Source organism: Stenotrophomonas rhizophila (genome assembly GCF_003651185.1).
Lineage (GTDB): Bacteria > Pseudomonadota > Gammaproteobacteria > Xanthomonadales > Xanthomonadaceae > Stenotrophomonas > Stenotrophomonas maltophilia_Z.
This window is the reverse complement of sequence record NZ_RCDC01000004.1, coordinates 814,229-834,948: the sequence shown is the minus strand read 5'-3', so window position 1 is coordinate 834,948 and position 20,720 is coordinate 814,229. Positions and strand designations below refer to the sequence as shown.

Here is a 20,720-nt window from a genome sequence, read left to right as displayed (position 1 = left end):
CCTTTTCAGTGTGCCTCATTCGCTGGCGGGGTGCGCCAAAGCCTCAAGCGTCAGCCGCAGGTCATAGACATCGGCTTCAGTCAGCTGGCAGGCTGATCTGATCTTGCCAGTAACGGCGTGAATCTCACTCGCCATTGTGCGGCTGGCCTCGGTGAGATCGACGAGCACACGGCGCTCGTCGTTCACGTCGCGCGTGCGCGTAACCCTGCCGGCGGCCTGTAGGCGTTTGAGCACCGGCGTGAGCGTGCCCGTGTCCATATCCAGACGCGTGCACAACTCACCTACCGTCCGGGGCGAGCCGTTCAGCAGTTCCAGGATCACCAGGAATTGCGGGAAGGTGATCCCCAGGGGGTCGAGGAACGGCTTGTGCAGCCGTACCACCCGGTTGGCGGCGCCGTAGAGCGCGAAAGACAGCTGCTCGGCCACACCGCCCTGCCTGGGCGTTTCTGGTCCCGTTGTTGAGGGCAGAGGCAAAATGTCACCCGCGATCATGTCGCTCAATCCAGGTCGAAGCGCGGGTGCGGCGGACCGTAGAACTCCCGCAGCGACTTAGGGCTGAAGCCGGGAAGATCGGATAGGCCATATCGCTCGCCCAGTTCGGCACCGATCAGCGTTTTGCCTGTCAGCGTCATCATGTCTGAATCGTCCCAAACTGCGCCGATGACACGGCCCTCATAACGGGTGCTCTCCATGCCCATTCCCTCGAACACTTCAGTCTTTTCGCCCAGCATTGCCTCGCCACGCTCGGTCCGGATGAAGCCGGGCCACAGAGAGATCGCTGCGACATTGCGGGGCGTGAAGTCCTCCGACCACGAGGCCGCCAGCTGGTCCAGCCCGGCCTTGGCGGCGTAATAGGCTGGATCGTGGATCTTGGCGTTGCTGTAGAACGAGATGTTGACGACCAGTCCGCGTCCGGCGGCGACTAGCAAGGGGGCCGCATAGTAGGTCGCCACTTGATGGCAGCGCAGGCCGACATCGATGATGTCAGCAAATTTGACCGGTGCTTCCCAGAAGGGGCGCTTGCCCATCTCGTCGTGCAGCGAGGCGGCGTTGTTGACTAGGATATTCAGGTAGCCGGTCTCGGCCTTGATCCGCTCGAAGAGCGCCTGAATGTCATTGTCGTTTGATAGGTCGCACGCGACGGCAATGCCATGGCCGCCGGCCGCCGTGACCTGCTCGGCAGCCTCGTCGATCGAGCCGGGCACCGGCCGCCCCCCTGCCGATACCTGGCTCATACCGATGGTTGTACGGCCGACGACATACACGGTCGCGCCACGCGCGCCGAGTTCGACTGCAATGCCCTTGCCGAGACCGCGGCTTGCTCCCGTTATGACTGCTACCAGCTTTTTCGTTTCTGTCATGAATTGCTCCTTCAGGCGTCTGGACGACGCCGCATGATGTTCTATAGTGGCACGCAATACGGATGGCGATAATGTAGTGTACTACCTAAGCTGCCAAGCCGCACGTCAACGCAAAGACGATGTCGAACCTTCCCCATCATCCCCAGCCCGACTTGCGCCGCTTGCAGATGCTCCTCCCACCCCGGAAACCAGGAGATCGATCTTGTCAGATCACATTCCACGCCCGCCATTTGATCCTGCTGTTGAGCCGCCACGTCAGCGCGCTCTTGGCGGCGGATGTCCAGACAGAACTGCACGTATGGGCGGGTGGCTGCCACGGCTTTTACGCAGTCGTGCCCGAAGCTGCAGTCTCTAAGGCCGCAGTAGCGGCACGCGTCGCGTGGGTGGCTCGGCACTTTCAGCAGGAATAGCGCCGCTCAGCGATCAGACGTCAAGTGCCGCAGCCGCTGGGACCGGCCGTCCGCACGCGTGGCGCTTCCGCCGCGCCGGGATGCCTGCTCAGTACAGGGTGCTCGATTGATCGCGTGCTTCCCGAGCATCGAACGGTAACCGTCACCGCCGTTCACCGTCGAGGATACTTACCAAACGTTTCACCGAGTTACGCAATTCAGCGATCGCGTCCGGCTCTAGTCCCAGTCGTTTCGCTAGTGTACCCGGGACGCTCATAGCGGCCTTGCGCAGTTCGTGCCCATGCGCGGTGAGGGTGATGAGTACTCGCCGTTCGTCTTGGGTATCTCGCTGCCGAAGGATGAATCCAGCGTGCTCCATGCGCTTGAGCAGCGGCGTCAGGGTGCCAGAGTCTAGGTGCAGCCGCTCGCCTAAGCCGCCGACGCTGGCAGGAGTGCGTTCCCACAGCGCCAACATGACCAGATATTGTGAATAGGTAAGTCCAAGCGGTTCCAGTACTGGGCGATAGAGTCGAGTCAGTAAGTTGGATGCGGCATACAGTGGGAAGCAGACTTGCAGATCCAGCAGCAGTGGATCGTTCTCCGCTTCTGTTGTGGTTGATTTCTTGGCGCGAATTTTGCTTGTCATCGCAAGTTCTCTGCATAGTGGAAAGGGTCACGCTGACACGCGTGACTGAGTTCATTGGCGGCAACGCCGCCGATAACATGCAAGCTGACTCCTCGGGCTGATCAATCAGAGCGCAAAGCACTCGGCGGTGCCATTTATACGCGTCTCCATGCCGAGGGAGATCCCCTAAGATGCTGGTTGGTAACGCGCGTGCGCGCTGCCGATGCTCACTGTGTCCAATACGCCCTTCCTTTCCCGGCTAGAGTTCGGCGATCCGTCGAAAATGCGTGCAAGCATTGGGACCTATTGCCTCGATCACGCCTGCCGCCAGCGCTCCTGGAATCCCCAGGAGCGCTGCTTCCATTCTCTGATAGTTCGCCAATCGGCCAGGCTGTCTCAGCGCGTATGCACCGACAGCGCTACATCGACATTGCCGCGGGTCGCGTTGGAGTACGGGCAGACCTTATGCGCCTGCGCGACGATCTCCTCGGCCTTGGTCTGGTCAACGCCGGTAAGGGTCACATCCAGCGCCACGGTTAGCCCGAAGCCCCCGGTTGCGGTCGGTCCGATGCCGACAGTCGCAGTCACTTCCACATCGTTATCGAGAATCTTCACATCTTGGTTGCGTGTTGTATGGATGACCGCATTGCCGAAGCAAGCCGCATAGCCGGCTGCGAAGAGCTGCTCGGGGTTAGTCGCGTCGCCTTTGCCGCCGAGTCCCGGGGGGAGGGCAAGTTGCAAATCGATCAGGCTGTCGTCGCTGCGTACGGTGCCGTTGCGTCCACCGATCGCGGTTGCCTTGGCAGTGTAAAGGGTGCTCATGAGGTTTCCATAGCTGATGTCAGTCCATGTCGGACGACAGATATTGTATTGCTAGCAATCCAGTTGTCAACAATCAAATATTGTCCGGTTGGGCAGGGGATGGCAGCTAGCGACGCCGTCGAGTCTTCCGGTTGCCGCCAGGCTTGCATGAATGCGTCTGCATTGGAGCTGCAGGGTTCTGACCCGACCAGCTCGGCTCCTTGTCGAGCCAAGTCCACAGCTGCAGACTCGTCGTATCTTGGGATAGCCAGACGATCGTCGTTAGACATTGGGCTTTGCACACTTGCGACCCGCCCAGCAGTTCAGTTCAGAACTGCCATGCGTCGGCGCCGGCCTTCGAGCGCAGGCGCATTACAAAGATATAAGGTCTCTAACGCGCTCGGTCAGGATGCCGATATTGAAGGGCTTGGTCATTACCGTCATTCCGGGGCTGAGGTGACCCTCGTTGAGCATGGCGCTTTCGGCAAACCCAGTGACGAACAGAACCTTCAGGTTGGGACGCGTGACCCGCGCCGCGTCAGCCATCTGCCGGCCGTTCATGCCACCTGGTAGGCCTACGTCGCTGATGAGCAGGTCCAGACGCACGTCGGACTGCAGGATTTTCAAGCCGGTTTGGCTGTCTGCGGCTTGAATGACGTGGTAGCTCATTTCCTCCAGCACATCGGTGAGGAGCATCCGGATAGACGGCTCGTCGTCAACGATCATGACCGTCTCACCCGCGTTCGTCGGAACCAGTTTGAGGGGCGCCACACTCTTGTCAGCTTCCACACCGGCCTCGTGGTGGCGGGGCAGGTAGATGCACACCATGGAGCCTTCGCCGACCTCGGAGTGGATCCGCACCTGTCCGCCGGACTGCTTGGCGAAGCCATAGATCATGGAAAGCCCTAGTCCCGTGCCGGCACCCAGAGGCTTGGTGGTGAAGAAGGGGTCGAAGGCCTTGGCGATGACTTCCGGTGGCATGCCTGCCCCGGTGTCGCTCACGCACATCGAGAGGTATTCGCCCTCTGGCATGTTCAGCTGCTTGCCCATGCCCGGATCGATCCATCGGTTACAGGTCTCAATAGTCAGTCGTCCCCCTGTGGGCATGGCGTCGCGGGCATTGATACAGAGACTCAGCAACGAGTTCTCCAGCTGCGATCGGTCGACCAAGGCGGGCCATAGCCCGGCAGCGGCCACGTTCTCAATACGGATGCCCGGGCCAACGGTCCGCTGAATCATGCCTAGCATGTCGATGACGAGCCGATTGACGCTGGTGGGCTCTGGGAGAAGCGTCTGCCGGCGAGCAAAGGCCAGCAAGCGGTGCGTCAGTGCGGCGGCGCGCCCTGCTGCTCCTTGCGCAGTGGTGACGTATTTCTCTAGGTCCTTCGTTCGGCCTTGCTCAAGCCGAAGGGCGATGAGGTCTAGGGCGCCCAGAATTCCTGCCAGCAAATTGTTGAAGTCGTGGGCCAATCCGCCAGTCAGATGGCCGACAGCCTCCATTTTCTGAGACTGCCTGAGGGCTTCCTCGGACTGCATCAGCTCCTGGGTGCGCTCGGTGATGCGGTCTTCCAGTGCAGCATTGAGTTGCCGTAAGTCGTTCCAAGCATTGTCTCTCTGTTCCACCAGCTCTCGTTTTTCACCCACGTCCAATATCACGCCGGGGAAACGAAGGGGCGTTCCGTCCGGAGCGTGTTCAACCCGCCCGTTGGCCTCGACCCAGTGATACTCGCCGTCGCATTGGCGCACCCGATACTGGTGGGCATACGCACCGCCCCGTGCAATGACCTCCGAGATTGCAGCTGCAAGCCCGTCAAGGTCATCTGGGTGAACGTTGGCGACAATCCGAGCCAACGGAATCCCGCTGAGTCGGCTCAAATCTTCAAGCCCGAAACTCTTCGAGAAGGCCTCATCGATCGTGAAGCGGTCCTGGGTCAGGTCCCAACTCCAAGTCCCGACAATCGCTCCTGCAGCCAGCGCCAGCTGGCCGCGCTCAGCGTCCTGCTCAAAGGCTTGCTCCTTGGAAACATCACTATCCCTCTCGGCGATCCTCACGTCGACCGAGTCCGATAGGGCCTTGTTCTCGCTGTTTAGCGCCAGATGCTGCTCATCCCTTTCTGCGTTGGCCTTGACCTGATCGGTAATCTCGATGGCGATGTTTAAGATCCCCATGATGGAGCCGTCCTCTCCGAAAATGGGGGAGGCCGTAGCGTTCCAGTGAGTGGTCTTCTGAACCCCATCGCGCACCATGGGCAGGCGGATGTCCCTGCTGCCGAAGCCCTGACCGGTCGCCATTACCGTGGCAAAACTCTCAGCGATGGGCGCATAGGTCTCGCCCCAAACATCAACGACCGGTTGGCCCAATGCGCCTGGATGCCGGTCGCCCAGCATCTCCCGATACCCATCGCTGTAGAACAGTCGGAGCTCAGGTCCCCACAGCACAGCTCCCAGTAGCGTCGAGTTCAACACGAAGCCCAATGAGGTCCGGAGCGAGTGCGGCCATGTCTCCGCGGGCCCCATCGGGGTGTCAGCCCAGTCGTGGGAGCGAATCATGTCCGCCATTTGACCTTCACCAGCAAGGAAGCGAAGGGGGTTGGCCGATTGGCCGTCGGGCATGAACATCACGGGGCGGGCACCGGCAGGGTTTGAAGTCGGGCAGTGTCTCACCTTGGCAGCGAAACCAGCGTTGACGCCGGTTAAGATGCCTGAGTCGGCGCTCGGCGAGGCGGTTTGCCAGTCCGGCCTCCCGCTGGGCGTGATCCGCTGGTATCTTCAGCTTAAGGGAGAAAGTGTGGCTTTTCCTCAGGGCGGCGGAGGGGTGGTGGCGATCTATAGAGTTCGCGGCATTTGCTGGGCAGGCGAAGGGCAGGGCGTGCTTCCCAGTGAGGCGGTCGTGCAATGCGCTGGGCCAAATGACATTGCTGACGCGCTGTCCGATACCCATGGATGGCTGGTGGAGGACTTTGAGATTTACGAAGACCTGTAATGATCCGCTGATTTATGCTCAGGTCACGCCGTTAATGTAGCGGCATAGGCCGCATCCGAGGTCACCATCTTCAGTGCTTGATGGGCCGCTGCTGATTGTAGAAGGCAATCCGGTTGTCAATGACCCGCAAAGCGTAGGCCTGGCTCTCAAGCCGGTGACGATGCACGCATTGCTCCTTAAATGTCCGTATCGCTTATTCCACCACTCCGTTCTTGCGTGGGCAGTGTGGCGCGATGAATTCCTGCCTAAAGCCGTATCAGCGCACCAAGGGCTTGTAGTCACGGCTGGTGAAGGCTAGGCCGCTGTCCGAGCGCAGCAGGAAAAGCTACCGCGCTCGACCCGGCGTGCCGTACCGCGATCTTCGCCTGCTCCAGGCCGGCTGATGCAGTGCAGGCCTTGCCCGCGCGTCACGGCTGCCAGCCCAGTGGTTGTCGGGTGGACGGCGCAATACCTCGGAGCCTGTTTGGTAGCCCAATGATCCTGGCAACCACGCATAAAAAAGCAGCCCCCTCCGCTTTCCCTAAGGCCGTCGTGAAGACGCTGAACTTTACGGCGCTGTAGGACTGCTTTGAAGTTGGGCTGCCGCTACTTCCAGAGCTTGTAAATCGTGGCCAAAAGTCGAAGGTGAAGCCTCAGGAAGCCTGATTTTTGGCTGTCTTGCGGACGCTCAGTGGTAATTCGGTCTCTGTCAGAAAAACGGTGATCCGATCTAGTTACGCATCGCTTTTGATTGACAAACACACCTATCCATCTTCGGTGCCTGGGCTCGGCCGGAAGCCCGGGGAATGGACCGCCCCGTTTTTGGTTGCGAGCTTCCTGGCATCCGCACTCGCTCCATGTAAGGCGGCGCGCGGCACTTAAATGAACTCCAACTGTCAAGTGTGCAGGCTGACGGCCGGGGTAAGGCTTTCAGACTACTTTAGGTGCGCCGGGCGCGTTGATCGTAGATCCCACACCGGTCCGTGTGCGTGCCTCCTGTAGCCAACTATCGAGCGTTGGCAGACGCTTCCGCCTTAGGGGCGAGAGTGCTGCCATCGCATTCGTTCAGTTTAGGGGTGCATTTTCCCGAAAGCACGCGAGCTGGCGTTCATGCAAAGGGAAAGAAAGCGCCGTCGCATGAGTCGAGCAATCTGCGGACTGGCGCAGGGTCCAAGGACGATGGCTAAAACGGCCTTTCTCAACTCATATATTGCTCTCTCGAGTTGAGAGGCTCTTAGATCATCAAGCCCCAAATGCACCATCAATGGTATGCATGGCTCCTGTAACAAAGCTTGCCTCAGGGCCAGCCAGCCAAGCCACCATTCCGGCCACTTCGTCGGGGCGACCGTGGCGCTTGATGGCCATGAAGTCATGAAACATATCCTTCATGGGACCGTTGGCGGGGTTGGCATCCGTATCGATCGGGCCGGGCTGAACTACGTTGATCGTAATGCCTCGGGGCCCGAGGTCCCTTGCCAATCCGCGAGCCAACCCTTGTAGCGCGGATTTACTCACAGCATATGACGCCATCCCTGGGACGGGCATCCTGTCTCCGTTCACGGAGCCGATCACAACAATGCGGCCGCCGTGGGGCATTTTGCGAGCCGCCTCAACTGCAGCATGGTAAGGCGCGTGCACGTTGATGCGAAACAGGCGGTCCACGGCATCAGGGTCCTGGTCCAATGCATCACCAAAGATCCCGATGCCCGAATTGACAACCAAAACGTCAAGAGGCCCGGTGTTGCTGACGCGCGCGATGACCGCGTCGCGATCTGCGCTATCGGTCTCTTCGGCGACAGCGTTTGTTTCAGACGCAAGCGCATGTGCTGCTTGTGGGGATCCGTTGTACGTAAATGTCACGGAGGCGCCGTCTGCGGCAAATCGGCGGACGATGGCTGCTCCAATCCCGCGACTACCGCCCAGGACCAATATCTTCTTGCTTTCAAAAACCATCAGTGGACACTCTTGGGTCATTAATATAGGATCTACTATACAAAGCGTTCGAGGCGCCCGTCAAGGAATTTGTTAGTGATCGATACAAAAAAAACTCGTCCTAGAGGGCGTCCCAGGATCTTCGATCCAGATGCCGCCATCGGTGTCGCGCAGCGCCTGTTCCATGAGCGTGGCTACGATGGAGTGAGTGTCGCGGATATCACGAGCTGCTTGGGGATAAATCCGCCAAGCTTTTACGCTGCGTTCGGGAGCAAGGCATGCCTTTTTTCTAAGGCGCTGTGCAAGTATGAGTATGAAGGAGCAATCCCGCTGCAAGAGCTGCTGGATCCTGATCGGCCTGTCATCGAGTGCCTGGCTGCCGTGCTTGAGGAGGCTGCATGCCGATACGCTGGGAAGTCGGGCGCCGCAGGGTGTTTGGTGATTGAAGGAGCGCAATCAAATGATCATGACGCTAAGCAAGCGGCCAGTGAATTTCTGGTGCGCGCCGAAGAGGCAATTCGCGATTTCGTCGCTGCTCGCCACCCTGATGCGGCCTATCGAGTGACGGACTACATCAGCACCGTCATGATCGGTCTTTCCGCGAACGCTCGGCGTGGTCAGGAGCATCCGCGCCTGTTGAACTCTGCGCGCTTGGCTGCCCAAGGCTTGGATGGAATAATTGGTCGCACGGAGTAAAAGCCGGCGTTCGCCTTCGTTCGCCTTCGTTGGACTTCTTCATGGGATCTCCTCGGGTTGACCTTGCCCCCGTACAGCGCATCCCGTAACCGCTCTCAGGGGCTGGCCGCCGTCAACTGATCAGCGCGCCAGCGTTTCTCAAATTGCATCGGGCTGACGTAGTCCAGCGTCGAGTGCAATCGAGATTGGTTGTACCACAGCATCCACTCGATGGTTTCGTCCTTTGCATGACGCCGCTTGGAGAAACGGTGGTCGTGCAGCCGTTCTACCTTCAGCGATCCGAACAACGTCTCGCTGCACGCGTTGTCCCAGCAGTTGCCACGGCGACTCATCGAAGCACTGATCCCGTGCTCCTGAAGGAGTGCGCGGTAGTCCTCGCTGGCATACTGGCTGCCTCGGTCGCTGTGGAAAATCAGACCTGTGTTCTTTCCTGGGTTGCGCTTGAACCAAGCCATCGTCAGCGCATCGATCACGATGTCGCGGGGCATGTCGTCCCGTAGCGACCATCCCACAATCTGACGACTGAAAAGATCGATGACTACCGCCAGAAATACCCAGCCTTCGTCTGTCGGAATGTAGGTTATGTCGCCGACCCACACGCGATCAGGCGCCGTCACATTGAACTGTCGATCGAGCAGGTTCGGCGCGATTGGAAGCGTGTGATTGTTGTCTGTGGTGACCCGAAAGCGACGCTTAGCCTTCCCCATGATGCAGTTTTCGCGCATCACTCGTTGCAGCCTGTGTTTACCGACATGCACTCCGTCGCTGCGCAGTTGGCGCAGAATCCTGGGACGGCCGTAGCTGCCTCTGGATTGCGCATGGACGGCCTTGACGTGCACCAGTAGCGCCGATTCGCTCAGGCTGCGCCGTGGTGGCTCTGCGGCGCCTTGCTCGCGAGCAATATGCGCGTGGTACCCGCTTACGCTGACACCAAGCACGCGGCACTGCACCTTGATCGGCCATATCTCTCGGCGGCGCTGGATGAAGGCGTACTTCACTTCGGGCTTTTTGCGAAGTACGCCGTCGCTTTTCCCAGGATGTCGCGCTCCATCTTGACCCGCGCCAGCTCAGCGCGCAGCCGGGCAATCTCGATCTTCTCCGCGCTGACCGGCTTGGTGTCGGCACCGATGAGCTTGCGTTCCTGACTGGCCTTGACCCAGTTGAACAGGGTCTGCTCCACCAAGCCCAAGGTCTTGGCAACCGAGGCCTTGGTCTGCGAGGAATCCACCTGGCGTACTGCTTCACGGTTAAATTCAAGGGTATAGCGCGCTCGTGTAGTCTTCGTCATGTCGTTCTCCTTGCGTGAATTACATCACACGGCAAGGGATACGTTTTGCGGGGGCAAGGTCAGCGTCTCTTCGCATGTCAAGGGTGAATCGAGATATCTCGCATACGGGCATAGTTTAGAGGCGCTTGAAAGATTTGCGCCGCGACATACTTGTTGCCTTGAGGATGTGCTCAGGGATACATCCTCGCTTCCTTGCTCAACCGTTCCTTAAATTGGCCCCTTACATATCCGGGAAGTGAAACGGCGGGCTGGTAGTGGCCCAACGCTTCAACCTGAGTTTTCCGGACATTGCTGGCGGACTTGTGCACGTAATTGTCTTGGAGCACCGGTGCCCTTTTGTTGAGCGAGTGGCCTGTGATCAAGGCGATGTGCTCAACCGGTACTCCTTTGGCATCGAGCTCAGTGGCCAGTGTGTGGCGGAATGCGTGGGAGCCGATACCTTTGGCAAACCCAACTCCTTTTAGGTACGTGCCAAACTGATTGACGAAGCCTTGGCTGTAGCGTCCAGTGACTTTGCCTGTCTTTTTCGAGACGCCCGCCGATAGGTTTGGGAAGAGCCGAGGATGTCCACAGGCTTTGATGTCAGCGAGGAAGTCCATGAAGCCTGCCTGGATCAGGCTGGCGTGGATCGGGACCTTGCGTATCGCGCTCTTGCCCTTGATGCTCTGGCGACTCCGGCGCCCCGTGCTTTGGCCGAGATCCTCATCCACGGTCTTTTGCACAGAGAAGCACCACACGCCGTGGTCTTGAACGATGTCAGCCACTTTGAGCTGAGCGATCTCATTGATGCGTGCGCCTGTATATAGCGCGATGAGCGGGCACCACCAACGGTGGGGATATTTCTTAGCCCACGGAACGAATGTCTCTGGATTTAAGATCTTCTGGACCTCCTCGGTGGAAAGCAGTCGCTCGGGCTCGTCTTGATCAATCAAGAGCTCTTCTCGTGCTGGCTTGAACGCATCCATTGGCGAGTGAGGGATGGCGCGGGCTTTGACTAAGGTGTTGAAGAAGGAGGCAAGGAAGCGTCGATGGAGTTCAAGGGTGGAGTTGGCCGGCTGTGGTCGCACTTGGCTTTGTCCCTGGGCGATCAGCAGTTCTGGCGTCAAGCCGCTGTATGCAGGGCTGGTCATGAAGTCATGAGGTGCCCACCGCAGCAGATCCCACATCTGATAGATGTGCGTGTGATCGATCCTAGATACGGAAGTGTTGCCGGTCACTCGTTGCAAAATGGCAAGCGTCCGCTGGTAGGCATCGATGGTGGTGGTGCGAAGGTTCTGCCGCTCCTTGTCTTTGAGGAAGTCGTCGACCTCCTCTGATAAAAGCCTGGCGGGAGTGGCTAAGGGCAGGGGTTCGGGATAGCGGGTGCCGTTTCGCCGCAGTCGTCGAATCTTCTCGCTGTGATCGTAGGTGGCTTGGACCAAGTCTTGGAGGTGGAGCGCGCCAGCGCGATCTTGAATGACGAGATCGCCAAATTCGACGTTGCCGATACGTATGCTGCGGATATAGAGCTGACCCGTAGGCTTGTTTAAGTAGTGATCAAGTTGAGGGTGTTGAAAATGCATCTACGATCCAATTGCAGGAGGTGGATCTTTGATAAGGTGGCCCGGATTTCTGTCAATCCAAAATCATGACGAGAAGTTCGAATTCAAGCATGACTTAGGCAATGCGGAGATGTAACTCAAAAATGGCGAGCATTGCATCTCGAGTTTTATTTAATTTATTCGTGTCATGCTATGCGCGACATGGCTTTTGCCATCGTGTATTTAACTAAATCCATATATGCGCGTGTAGTGTTTAAAAGTAATAAATTGGAGAAAAGGGAGATATTTCTCTCATTTTTAACTGAACGAAAGATAAATGAACGGTCGGCTGCCTTAAGTAATTCTTCTTAAGAAGACAGTTAGGCAATCCCAAAGAAGGCACTAGAGTTCCGTGGTTAGGGAAACCGAGCGTTCGCTAGTTTTACGACATAACTGCTTCCAAAACTGACCTTGGACGCGTGCGCTAGGCCGGACTCGGACGGAGGGCGTTCTAACGACGGGGCATGGAGGGAGTTCTATCCATACATCAGGTGGACCAGGGGCGGTTCGATCCCCTGGTTGATAATTTGCCCGTGCCAGCGATAGTATCGGCATTGCACATGAGTGCAATCAAGGGATATAGGACATGGCAGTCTTTGTTGTGACTTGGAACTTGAACCGAGAGCGGACGAATTACGATCAGGCGCGTCGTGCATTCGTGACGCACCTCTAACGGCACACAAACCGTGCCGACTCGGGACTCGAGTCGGTAAGATGGATATCGACTTCGTGGACTGCAGAGCAGCTTTACAGCGATCTCGCTCAGAAGCTCGACAAAAATGACCGAATTTTTATTTCAAAAGTGCGTTCGGGTTATTACACAGGATTCTTAGACCAGGCCACCATCGATTGGCTTCTGCCTAAGGTTTGAGCACTGATATGCCTACTCGGGTGCGCCAACGCCCGGCCAACGCGGAGTCACCTGCTTGACACTTGCACGCGCTGGGCTAGGTTCGGCTGATGGTCCCTCAGTGCAAAGAAAAGGCGAGCGCGGCATCAGAGTTGAGTCAGGTCGCCTCGGAGTTTAGTTCCAATGATCGCCAACGCTCACCTGTGGGCGTCGCCTGCATGGCGCGGGAGAGTTGGTCGCTTGCAGGGTTACAGTCCTCTAGGCCTTGGAGCGATCCGCGCTACGGTGGCTTTGACATCGAGCCATCCCGCAGCGGTCTGTTGCTTCAACAGGCTTGTCGATTAGGAGATCTGGGCGCGGTCGTCGCCATGCGCCCTACGGCTTCGCTAGTTGAGGCGTCTTTACACGCTCTTCCGATTGCTGCAAATGCCGGGCACATTGATGTTGTGCGCGAGCTCCTCACTTGGCCGTTGCCTGACAAAGAGGCCATCCTCATGCGTGTCATCGCGCTCATCGCGGAAGCTGGCCACGCCGAGATGGTGCGCTATCTGGTGCAAACCGCATTGGCAAACGACTATTGCCGTCCGGACCAACTTAGAACTCTGTTTGAGGCTGTGACGAGCGTTGGTGACCTGCCGCTCTTCTACGAACTTGCGGCTCGAGTAGGGCCCGATGCGGATTGGCAACTCATCATGTTTGTCGCCGCAGAACGCAAGCATTGGACTTGCGCCGTGTTTGCTTGGGAACGATGCAAAGATAGAGATCTAGAAGGCCTGTTCTCAGATAAGCAGATGAGTCAACTCCACGAGGAGCTAGGGCGGCAACAGGCAGCGCGAAACGCCCGCGACTTGCAAGCGGCTTCGAGCTGCGGAGGTCTCAGCGCTGGCCAGCCGCAAGTTCGCCGACTTTAAGTCCTTTCAGATCCTATATTTCGAGTGGTTCTGCTGGATGGTGGCAAGCGCTGCGGCAGGGTTACTGATGGCGTGAGGTGAAATGACGCCATCCAAAAACCCCTCAAACAATGCCGAGATTTCCTTAAGGCTCATGCCGGTTTGCTGCGCAGCGGCGAGGATAGCCGGCCAGTGTTCAGACTTGCTGGCTCTGCTGATTTGGTGTTTGAGCATTTGAAGCTGGAACGTTATGCCCGAGCTAATTGCTGCGTTGGTTTCGGCTAGCCTTCGGAGTTTGAGCAGCGTTTCTTCATGGCTTTTACGACCCCGTATCATCCAGTGAATGATCGCGGCTGCATGAAATGAGGAGCAGTCCCACCTCTCTAGAACTTCGGCAACCTTGCGCCAAGTAGGGCTCAATGTGGTTCCGAGAAAGCCTTCCACTTCGCTCACATAGCTCATCGAGACATCCTTGTTGGCGTGGCGCCAGTATAGCTCGACCTTTGTCTTGCCCCGGTGTCGTCATTGAGTGCGTCGAGGTTGACAGGTAGTCAGGGTGGGTTAGCTTGGCTGCGGAGCCGCCATGCACAACATCCTCATTGATCCCCCGCGAATCGCCTATCTGAAGATCCATCATCAGGAACTTCGCACCTTTCATGATCGGCCAAAATACTGGCCTTCGCTGCGGGGTGCGCTCCTTACAAGAGATGAGGCGAGGGCGATGCCCCTACTCGATAGCTGGTATCTGAGCTCTTGCGCGCAAGAGACCTTATGGATGGCAGCAACCCTGCGCCTTGAGAACGTTTTTGCCTATGTTGCCAAGGACCATCACCCCGCCATGTGGGGATCGCTGCATCTTTGTATGGCATGTCTTTCGGGTGACGAGTATGCCGTCGGACTCCTCGCGCCCTTCACGAAGGGGAGTGGCTGGGATGATCCGCTGGTTTGTGCGGCGCGAAGTGGCAACGCCGCTCTGGTTCAGTCAATCTTGCCCCACTGCGACGCCCGCGCTCATGGAAGCCAAGCTCTTGTGGAAGCGTGCGGAGTGGGTTCACTCGAAGTGGTGCAGCACCTACTGCCGCACTCCTCGCAAATCGCTGCGGCGGCTAGGGCGCTCCCACTGGCTGCGGCGCGTGGAGAGGTCGGCATCGTTGCTGAGATCTTGGCCTCTCCGCTGCCCGACCGGCAGACGGCGTGCTATCGCGCCTGGGAGTATGCCGTGAAGTATCGGCAGACCGCCTGCATCGAAATGCTCAATGAGTATGCGAAAGTATTGCCGCACACTGGGCTAGCCGCGTTACGGCCAAGCACATAAGCCGAAAGAGGGTGAGCGCTGCTGCTCCTAGCCTCGGGTAGGCCGGCTCATCGCTTCAGCTTTGGCTCGCTTCTTTTCGCCCTGCAAGTGCATGTCCATGAACTCGATCGCGATGGGACTCATTCCATCTAGCTCAGCGGTATTGCGCTTAAGCAGGTCGAGCAACCGTGCTCCTCGGTCGACGTAGATCTTCACATCGAAGAGGGGTTCGCAGTTGTCGCGATAGATGGCGATTGCCTCGCAGTATTGGCCAAGGAGTACTGTGAAATCATTCAGATCCGGCCGTGTATCCGGTCCTAAAGAGTCCTCCGGCATGGTTCCACTATTGAGAATGCCGCGAAGCGTCAGATCGCTTCCGTTGTTGCCCTTGATGTTGCGGTCGAGCAGTTCGCCTAGATCACTGTAGATCGCGTCAAGCCAACGCAGATGTTCCCCCGCCATCCTCGCAGACGCGTCTTGCCTAATGGCCTCGGTCTGGTTCCTGAGGGTCGCGACAACGGCCAGAAGCGCCAAAAAGCTAAGCAAAGGGCCTGTCGTGCTACCAAAGAAGGCACCAAACTTATCAATACTCACAGGTCCGGAGCTTGACAGATATAAGAGGGTGGGCACGAGGAGGCATAGCACTCCCAAGATGGCGAAGCTGATGATGGTTGCCATGACGGGGTCTCCTGTTCAATGAGTTCTTATCCTGGGGACCGCCCCTGATATCGGGTGGTACGGGACCGCTTCGATTTTTCTGTTGCAGCAGGCTAGTAAGCGTGCTGGGCTGTAGAGATTTCACAGTGATCTTTGTGGCGGCTAACTCAACTCTCCATGGGCCCTGGGGCGAGTCTCGCAGCTACCCTCCGGTTGTCGGCCGGAAGGCACCATCGCGAATGGGCTACCTCACTAAGCGCACGCGTAATCTCCGGGCCCGCTCCTTGAACGCGGCTTCCCCGCCTTCAAGAATGTCGCATACGGCTTTCCGGATGACTGCGGACTCAAGACCGCCAGTGGTGTAAGTGATCCGTGGAAGACCTCCTGAGCCGTCGTGCTGGGACTCGGCGATGATTACTTGGTCGGCATCGGTGTTGATGACGAGATTGGCGTTATGCGTGACCATGATCACCTGCCGGGTGCTCTTGGCTTGGACAAACAGCGATACAAGCTCGTCAAACACTGACTTGGGATCCAAGTTCTCTTCGGGTTGGTCAATGATTAGCGGGCGATCATCGGCGTCGTCCAAGGCGAGGTAGAGCAGGAGCAGGACAATGCCTCTGGTCCCCGGAGAGAGCTTTCGGATGTCAATGCCATCGTAGGTGATCTCATAACGAACCCGCAGGTGTTCGGTGCTAAAGAGCCATCGGGCAAACCTCTTTAGCCACGCCCGTACCTCTTCTGGTGCCTGGGGATTGAAGGGGGCGTGCGCAAGCAGGTTCTTCCAATGAGTCGTGACAAACGTGGTCATGGCTGCGCGGACATCGGCGGCAGATCCTGTTTCCCACGCGACCAGGAAGACTTCCCTGGCAGTTTTGGTGAAGGCGCCGATTCCTTGGAAGCTTCCCGCCTTACGGCGATCCAGCAATCCTTCCTCTGCTTCGGCAGCCCATGCGTCTACATCGGCAATTCGGCGAACGGCGAGGCCGAGTTTGGCTAAGGTGCCGGAGGATGCAGCCAGGCGGGTCAGAAGCGGCGAGTAGAGCTGCTCTAATGCCTGCTGCTCGTTGACAACGGCTTGGAATGCGCGCTCGTAAGCGTTTTCTCTCTCGGTTTGAAGTAGCTTCCTGCGATCAGCAGCGCCCTTTGCATCCTCCAGTCGCTGCTCGATCCCGTTGAGCGCGGTTTGCTCTTTGCTGATGCGGTCGGTCAACGCGGTATATTGCCTCTGCGTCAGTTGATCGGCGGTAAAAAAGGCCGCAAGTCGGGAAACTTCCGACTCGAGCAGCGCCAATGGGAGGCTGTCGAGTGAGGCATCGTCGGAGATGTAAGGGACCTTTGGGTCGTGGGGCAGCGGCGGCACGCCGGTCAGTTTCGCGATTTCCCTGTCTGCCCACTCGATATACCCCTGCAAATCCTGATCGACGTCGCCCTTATGAACGAGAAGGAAGGCATCCCACTGTGCGTCTCCCATGCCACTGGAAGCATGGCGCGAGCGTAGCTGCCGTAGCAGCTCAGGCGAACCCGTAGCGCGTGTGGACGCCACCTCGTCTTGAAGGGACGCGAACGACCGGCGCTGGTTGCTGAGGTTTTGGATTTTGGTTCTTAGCGCCTGAGCAACCCCGCTTAGTTCGGTGTGCCTTTGGAGCTGCGCTTGGGTGTCTTGCAGTGTGAGCTTGCCCCGGTCCGTCATGTAGCCAGCAATGACCTGCTTCTTCTGCTCAACCTGTGCAGTCAGGCTAGCGACGGTAGCTTCCTTTTCCAGCTCCAACGCAACCGCGTCGGAGATCTGAGAAATCGCCAGCTCTTCTCGATCACGTGCTTGCCTAAAGAGCTGTGTCTTCTGATCGCGAAGTTCTGCAAAATCGCTCGCGAAGTTGGTTTCACCCGGGTCGTGAGACTGAAAAACCACGCGTTCAATCTCTTCCACCAAGCCATCCGAGGCTCCGGAGGCTGAGCAGAGCTCGTCTACGAACTGCTGAGACAGGTAGCGCGCCTTTGGATAAGACACGGCGTCAGGCCGGTAGGCGAGCGGCCGTTGATCATTGGACCCGCCTCCCCACGTCAAGTTGACCGATGCTCCGCCAAGCAGGCTCCGTGCCCGCACGAGAAAGGACGGGCTTGCATTCTCATTGGCGCTCCATCCCTCCACGGGAATCGAATCGCAGCCTGCTGCGATGATATCGGCTAAAGCGGTCTTCCCGGAGCCGCGCGAGCCGATGATCGCCACGAGCCCAGGGTTCAGCGGCACTTCGGGCATTTGGAACCCGGGAGCGCCCTGGATGCTGACGTGGGTGATTACATGCGAAGGCATGGCTGACTTGGGCGGTGTCTCCCCCACGTAAGCACGGCCTTCGGGATTGATGCAGGCTTGGCGAAGGGCATCGAACGATGCTGCACCCTTGATCCAAGAGTAGCGGTTGCCCACGGGTTGACCAACGGTGTTCAATGCGTGGGCATCACTGCCATGGAGGCAAGGTTTGCATGCATCGTAGGTGGCGATGATTTGGTCTTTGCTCAGTGCCTTCTGGCCGAGCCAGAACTCGCGTTGGGAGGGATTGCTTGAGAAGATGATGTGGGCGAACTTCTCAATTTCCCGCCGTACGGTGACGTCGGCCGCTTGGTTCAGCCCACTGGTCCCGTCGCCAGAGGCCCCAGCGACGGCAATCAAGATGTTGTCCTTGGCCCAGGTGCTATCGACGTAAGACTGTCGAAGTTCAACGAAGCTCACCCGGAACTGGATGGCGCCGTTGCGCAACGCAGCCAAGTCGTCCGAGATGCTTGGGTCGGCCTTTTTGCCCAGGCGGATCAGATCTTGCCGGTTGCAGCTAAATCGGTCGCCATAAGCAGAGAAAGTAAGACGTTCCAAAAATCGACCAGCTTCATGGACATGGTCTGGATCGTTAGGACTGATCAACAGATGGGCGTTGACGTAGCCTGACTTAGCATGGACGTCCAGCCGGATTTCAACATTCGGAAAGACGAGGGGAATTTTTGCGAGCCTTCCCTGCGTCTTTGCGGCGAGCACGTACTCGTAGCTGTCCAGCAAGTAGTAGTTTGTAACGCCCAAGGCATCAATAGGGGGAGAGAAGGCCTCCAAGGCATCCAGGTAGTCATCCCACGATCCGGAGCCAAACTGATCGTTAAGCAACGTGCCAGGCGTGTGGACATGCGGATCCCATCTACGCCATTCAGAACCTCGTTCCATCCCTCTTCCCCTATTTGGCCACTCCGGGCCCCTATGGGGATCATATCCCTTGCTCGGTGCTCACGGGACCCAGCTGGTTAGGGGTATCCAGCCGCTGGCCATATACGCCGTAAAGGACCGGCAAGCCCATCCGGGGTATCGCCACCTGAGACCGTAGCAACCTAAGCTAGCCACGTCGCTCCCAGATCGGGGGCTTTGGGGGACTCAGGGATGCAGTTGCTGAAGAGAGAGGCTGTGCTGCTGGCGCTGGCGCCGGCCTTGGGCATGCTCGGTGTGTATGCGTATGAGTCAGGCCGTTACCGCTTCCTTAAAGTGCCATCGATGCTGATCGATTTGCCGATCAACCGTTTGCTGATGGGTGGCGTGGCGATCGCCGTGCTCGTCACCCTTTTGCTGATGGTCATTGGGGTGTTGCTTAAATGGATGGTTGGTCGCTCCTGGTTTGCGCGGTTCCTGACGATGTTCGTGGTCTTTTATATTTTCCTCGGTCTCCCGGCCCTTCTTTATTCAACGACAGTGCAAGGCACCCTTTCTTCGTTGATCGTTCCGGTCGGTTTTGCGCTATCGGCGATCACTGAGCCTGAGAAAAAGGTCAGCGCGAATGGGGAGGGTCGTAAGGTGCTTCCTTGGTTGCCAGACGCTCTGTTCGTCGCGTTCGGAGTGCTTCTGACATCGTGGCTGATTAGCGGGTTTGGGTTCTGGAACGAACGAATGGGGGGCGGCCGATTGTGCCAAGACGGGTCCTTGGTTGCCGGAGCCTATCGCGACAACCTGATCCTCAAGACCCTACCAAAACCTAGCTCAGAACTAGACGAAACGGTCAAGCTCGTCCCAGCGGCTGGCGCTGTGTTGCGTGAGTGCAATCCTTCCTTCATTGGAGGACGGGGCATAACGGCTGGTGACCCGCCCCGCGATAAGCGCTTGAAGAGTGCGGCCAAGGAATCTGAAGAAATTCAGTAAAAGGTCTGTCATTGCATAACCGTGGTCACGGGTGACTAGGGCGCACGTGGTCGCGTTGCAGGCGCGAGCTGCATATGTGCGGCCAGCGCACGCACCTTAATAGCGAGGGCTATGCGAGAAAAATTGCCTGTGGAGCGTTGTTGCTCGTGATGCCGATTCGTTCGTTTGTGTGAGGTTTTCGAAGTGAATCGGCCGCGTGAGTGAATCCCTCTGAGGCAAAGAAAACGCATGAAAATAAGGTTATTTGTTCTGTTGCGCTTCTAAAATCTTGAGCCATAAAGAAATGGACTAAGACACAGGAAGCTTCATGACCATCGAACACACGCGCATCAAAACCTACAGTCGAGCTAAGGGTCATTCCGCCCTCGCAGCCGCTGCCTATCGAGGGGGATTTTTGCTCATTGACCCCAAATCCGGCGCCAAGCATGACTATCGAGGCAGGGCTGGCATCATTCAGGCGTGCTTCTTGGCACCGCCAGGTTCGCCTGCTTGGGTCAATGACCCGCAACGCCTCTGGGCCGCAGTAGAGGCAGCAGAGCGCCGCCGGAACAGCACCGTTTGCCGTGATTTCACCATTGCCTTGCCGCACGAGCTCGATGACCGCGAGCGTTGGGACCTGGTTCTCGACATCTCACATGCGCTGATCGAGCGGTACGGCTTTGCGCTACAAGCGAGCCATCACCGGCCAACCAAGGATGACCCTCGCTACTTCTACGCCCATCTTCTTGTCACGACCAGGCGCATGGAAGCCTCTGGGCTGGCGGCCAAGACGCGTGTCCTGGATGGAAGAATCAATGGGTACGGTGAGGTGCTCTGGATTCGAGCGATGATCTCTGGACGCATCAATGCGCATCGAGGTCAAAGCAAGATCCAGGTTGAGCACGAGCCCCAGGATCTAGCGGAGCGCCTTGCCATGCGTCGGGGCGAGGGAAGCGTTCGCGACGAGCAAGCGAGCTTTGAGCAACTCTTGGGGCGCTACCGCAAGGAGGGCAAGCTTCTGCCCGTCCCGGTGGGCCACACGGCTGAGCGAGCGCGGCGGGAACAGGCCAGCGCGCTCCCCATGGTTGCGGCCAACGCAACGGACCTGCCTCGGAACAGCGCTGTTAGGTCTCCGAGTGCTTTGCAACTCAATGCAGGCATGTGTACCGAAGCTGCGAAAATGGCTCTGGCCGAGCTGCCGCGCCGTCAGGACTCACATCGAGATCGTTGATCGTTCTCAGCGGCACC

At 58.0% G+C, this 20,720-nt stretch carries 17 protein-coding genes; 6 read left to right on the top strand and 11 right to left on the bottom strand.

The features are described 5' to 3' along the window. Positions 1-15: 15 nt before the first annotated feature. The 5 genes from BCL79_RS03785 to BCL79_RS03765 all read right to left on the bottom strand — a co-directional run bounded on the left by BCL79_RS03785 (position 16) and on the right by BCL79_RS03765 (position 5,795). On the bottom strand, positions 16-492 hold the full coding sequence (locus BCL79_RS03785) for a MarR family winged helix-turn-helix transcriptional regulator (protein WP_121037579.1): 477 nt from the start codon (positions 490-492) through the stop codon (positions 16-18). Between the two features lie 5 nt (positions 493-497). Next, on the bottom strand, positions 498-1,361 hold the full coding sequence (locus BCL79_RS03780) for an SDR family NAD(P)-dependent oxidoreductase (protein WP_121037576.1): 864 nt from the start codon (positions 1,359-1,361) through the stop codon (positions 498-500). 552 nt (positions 1,362-1,913) lie between these two features. Then, complete coding sequence (locus BCL79_RS03775) at positions 1,914-2,396, bottom strand: MarR family winged helix-turn-helix transcriptional regulator (protein ID WP_121037574.1); 483 nt, start codon at positions 2,394-2,396, stop codon at positions 1,914-1,916. A gap of 375 nt (positions 2,397-2,771) precedes the next feature. After that, positions 2,772-3,197 (bottom strand): organic hydroperoxide resistance protein, encoded by a 426-nt coding sequence (locus BCL79_RS03770; protein ID WP_121037571.1) that lies wholly within the window; start codon positions 3,195-3,197, stop codon positions 2,772-2,774. Positions 3,198-3,548: 351 nt separating this feature from the next. Next, complete coding sequence (locus BCL79_RS03765; RefSeq protein WP_121037568.1) at positions 3,549-5,795, bottom strand: response regulator; 2,247 nt, start codon at positions 5,793-5,795, stop codon at positions 3,549-3,551. On the opposite strand from BCL79_RS03765, the gene BCL79_RS03760 reads away from it, so the two are divergent. Beyond that, positions 5,788-6,159 (top strand): hypothetical protein, encoded by a 372-nt coding sequence (locus BCL79_RS03760; RefSeq protein WP_147433846.1) that lies wholly within the window; start codon positions 5,788-5,790, stop codon positions 6,157-6,159. The genes BCL79_RS03765 and BCL79_RS03760 overlap by 8 nt on opposite strands. 1,221 nt (positions 6,160-7,380) lie before the next feature. On the opposite strand, the gene bdcA is transcribed toward BCL79_RS03760, so the two are convergent. Beyond that, on the bottom strand, positions 7,381-8,091 hold the full coding sequence (bdcA, locus tag BCL79_RS03750; protein ID WP_428999396.1) for an SDR family oxidoreductase: 711 nt from the start codon (positions 8,089-8,091) through the stop codon (positions 7,381-7,383). Between the two features lie 78 nt (positions 8,092-8,169). Here bdcA and BCL79_RS03745 point away from each other — a divergent pair, with 78 nt between their 5' ends. Then, positions 8,170-8,766, top strand: coding sequence for a TetR/AcrR family transcriptional regulator (locus BCL79_RS03745; protein ID WP_121041110.1), 597 nt, complete (start codon positions 8,170-8,172; stop codon positions 8,764-8,766). A gap of 95 nt (positions 8,767-8,861) precedes the next feature. Here BCL79_RS03745 and BCL79_RS03740 read toward each other — a convergent pair. Together BCL79_RS03740 and BCL79_RS03735 are read right to left on the bottom strand one after the other, a co-directional pair. Further along, a protein-coding gene (locus BCL79_RS03740) for an IS3 family transposase (RefSeq protein ID WP_121037563.1) occupies positions 8,862-10,054 on the bottom strand; the annotation gives its coding sequence in 2 pieces (ribosomal slippage) (positions 8,862-9,799 and positions 9,799-10,054; 1,194 coding nt in all). Positions 10,055-10,224: 170 nt separating this feature from the next. Continuing rightward, positions 10,225-11,616 (bottom strand): site-specific integrase, encoded by a 1,392-nt coding sequence (locus BCL79_RS03735; RefSeq protein WP_121037560.1) that lies wholly within the window; start codon positions 11,614-11,616, stop codon positions 10,225-10,227. A 1,020-nt stretch (positions 11,617-12,636) separates the two neighbouring features. On the opposite strand from BCL79_RS03735, the gene BCL79_RS20040 reads away from it, so the two are divergent. Beyond that, entirely contained in the window at positions 12,637-13,395 is a 759-nt protein-coding gene (locus BCL79_RS20040) for an ankyrin repeat domain-containing protein (protein WP_147433845.1), read from the top strand. Positions 13,396-13,401: 6 nt separating this feature from the next. Here BCL79_RS20040 and BCL79_RS03720 read toward each other — a convergent pair whose 3' ends face one another. After that, the gene (locus BCL79_RS03720; protein ID WP_121037554.1) at positions 13,402-13,836 is read right to left on the bottom strand and encodes a hypothetical protein; all 435 of its coding nucleotides are present in this window, start codon (positions 13,834-13,836) and stop codon (positions 13,402-13,404) included. Positions 13,837-13,957: 121 nt separating this feature from the next. Between BCL79_RS03720 and BCL79_RS03715 the strand changes: the two genes are divergently transcribed. Further along, positions 13,958-14,689, top strand: a complete 732-nt coding sequence (locus BCL79_RS03715; RefSeq protein ID WP_121037551.1) for an ankyrin repeat domain-containing protein — start codon at positions 13,958-13,960, stop codon at positions 14,687-14,689. A 27-nt stretch (positions 14,690-14,716) separates the two neighbouring features. Here BCL79_RS03715 and BCL79_RS03710 read toward each other — a convergent pair whose 3' ends face one another. Both BCL79_RS03710 and BCL79_RS03705 read right to left on the bottom strand, forming a co-directional pair. Beyond that, positions 14,717-15,346: a hypothetical protein gene (locus BCL79_RS03710; RefSeq protein WP_121037548.1), complete on the bottom strand. Its 630-nt coding sequence runs from the start codon at positions 15,344-15,346 to the stop codon at positions 14,717-14,719. Positions 15,347-15,569: 223 nt separating this feature from the next. Further along, positions 15,570-18,533, bottom strand: coding sequence for a TrlF family AAA-like ATPase (locus BCL79_RS03705; protein ID WP_121037545.1), 2,964 nt, complete (start codon positions 18,531-18,533; stop codon positions 15,570-15,572). Between the two features lie 210 nt (positions 18,534-18,743). Here BCL79_RS03705 and BCL79_RS03700 point away from each other — a divergent pair, with 210 nt between their 5' ends. Further along, entirely contained in the window at positions 18,744-19,493 is a 750-nt protein-coding gene (locus BCL79_RS03700; RefSeq protein WP_121037542.1) for a hypothetical protein, read from the top strand. Between the two features lie 307 nt (positions 19,494-19,800). After that, positions 19,801-20,703 (top strand): MobA/MobL family protein, encoded by a 903-nt coding sequence (locus BCL79_RS03695; RefSeq protein WP_121037540.1) that lies wholly within the window; start codon positions 19,801-19,803, stop codon positions 20,701-20,703. The last annotated feature ends 17 nt before the right edge of the window (positions 20,704-20,720 follow it).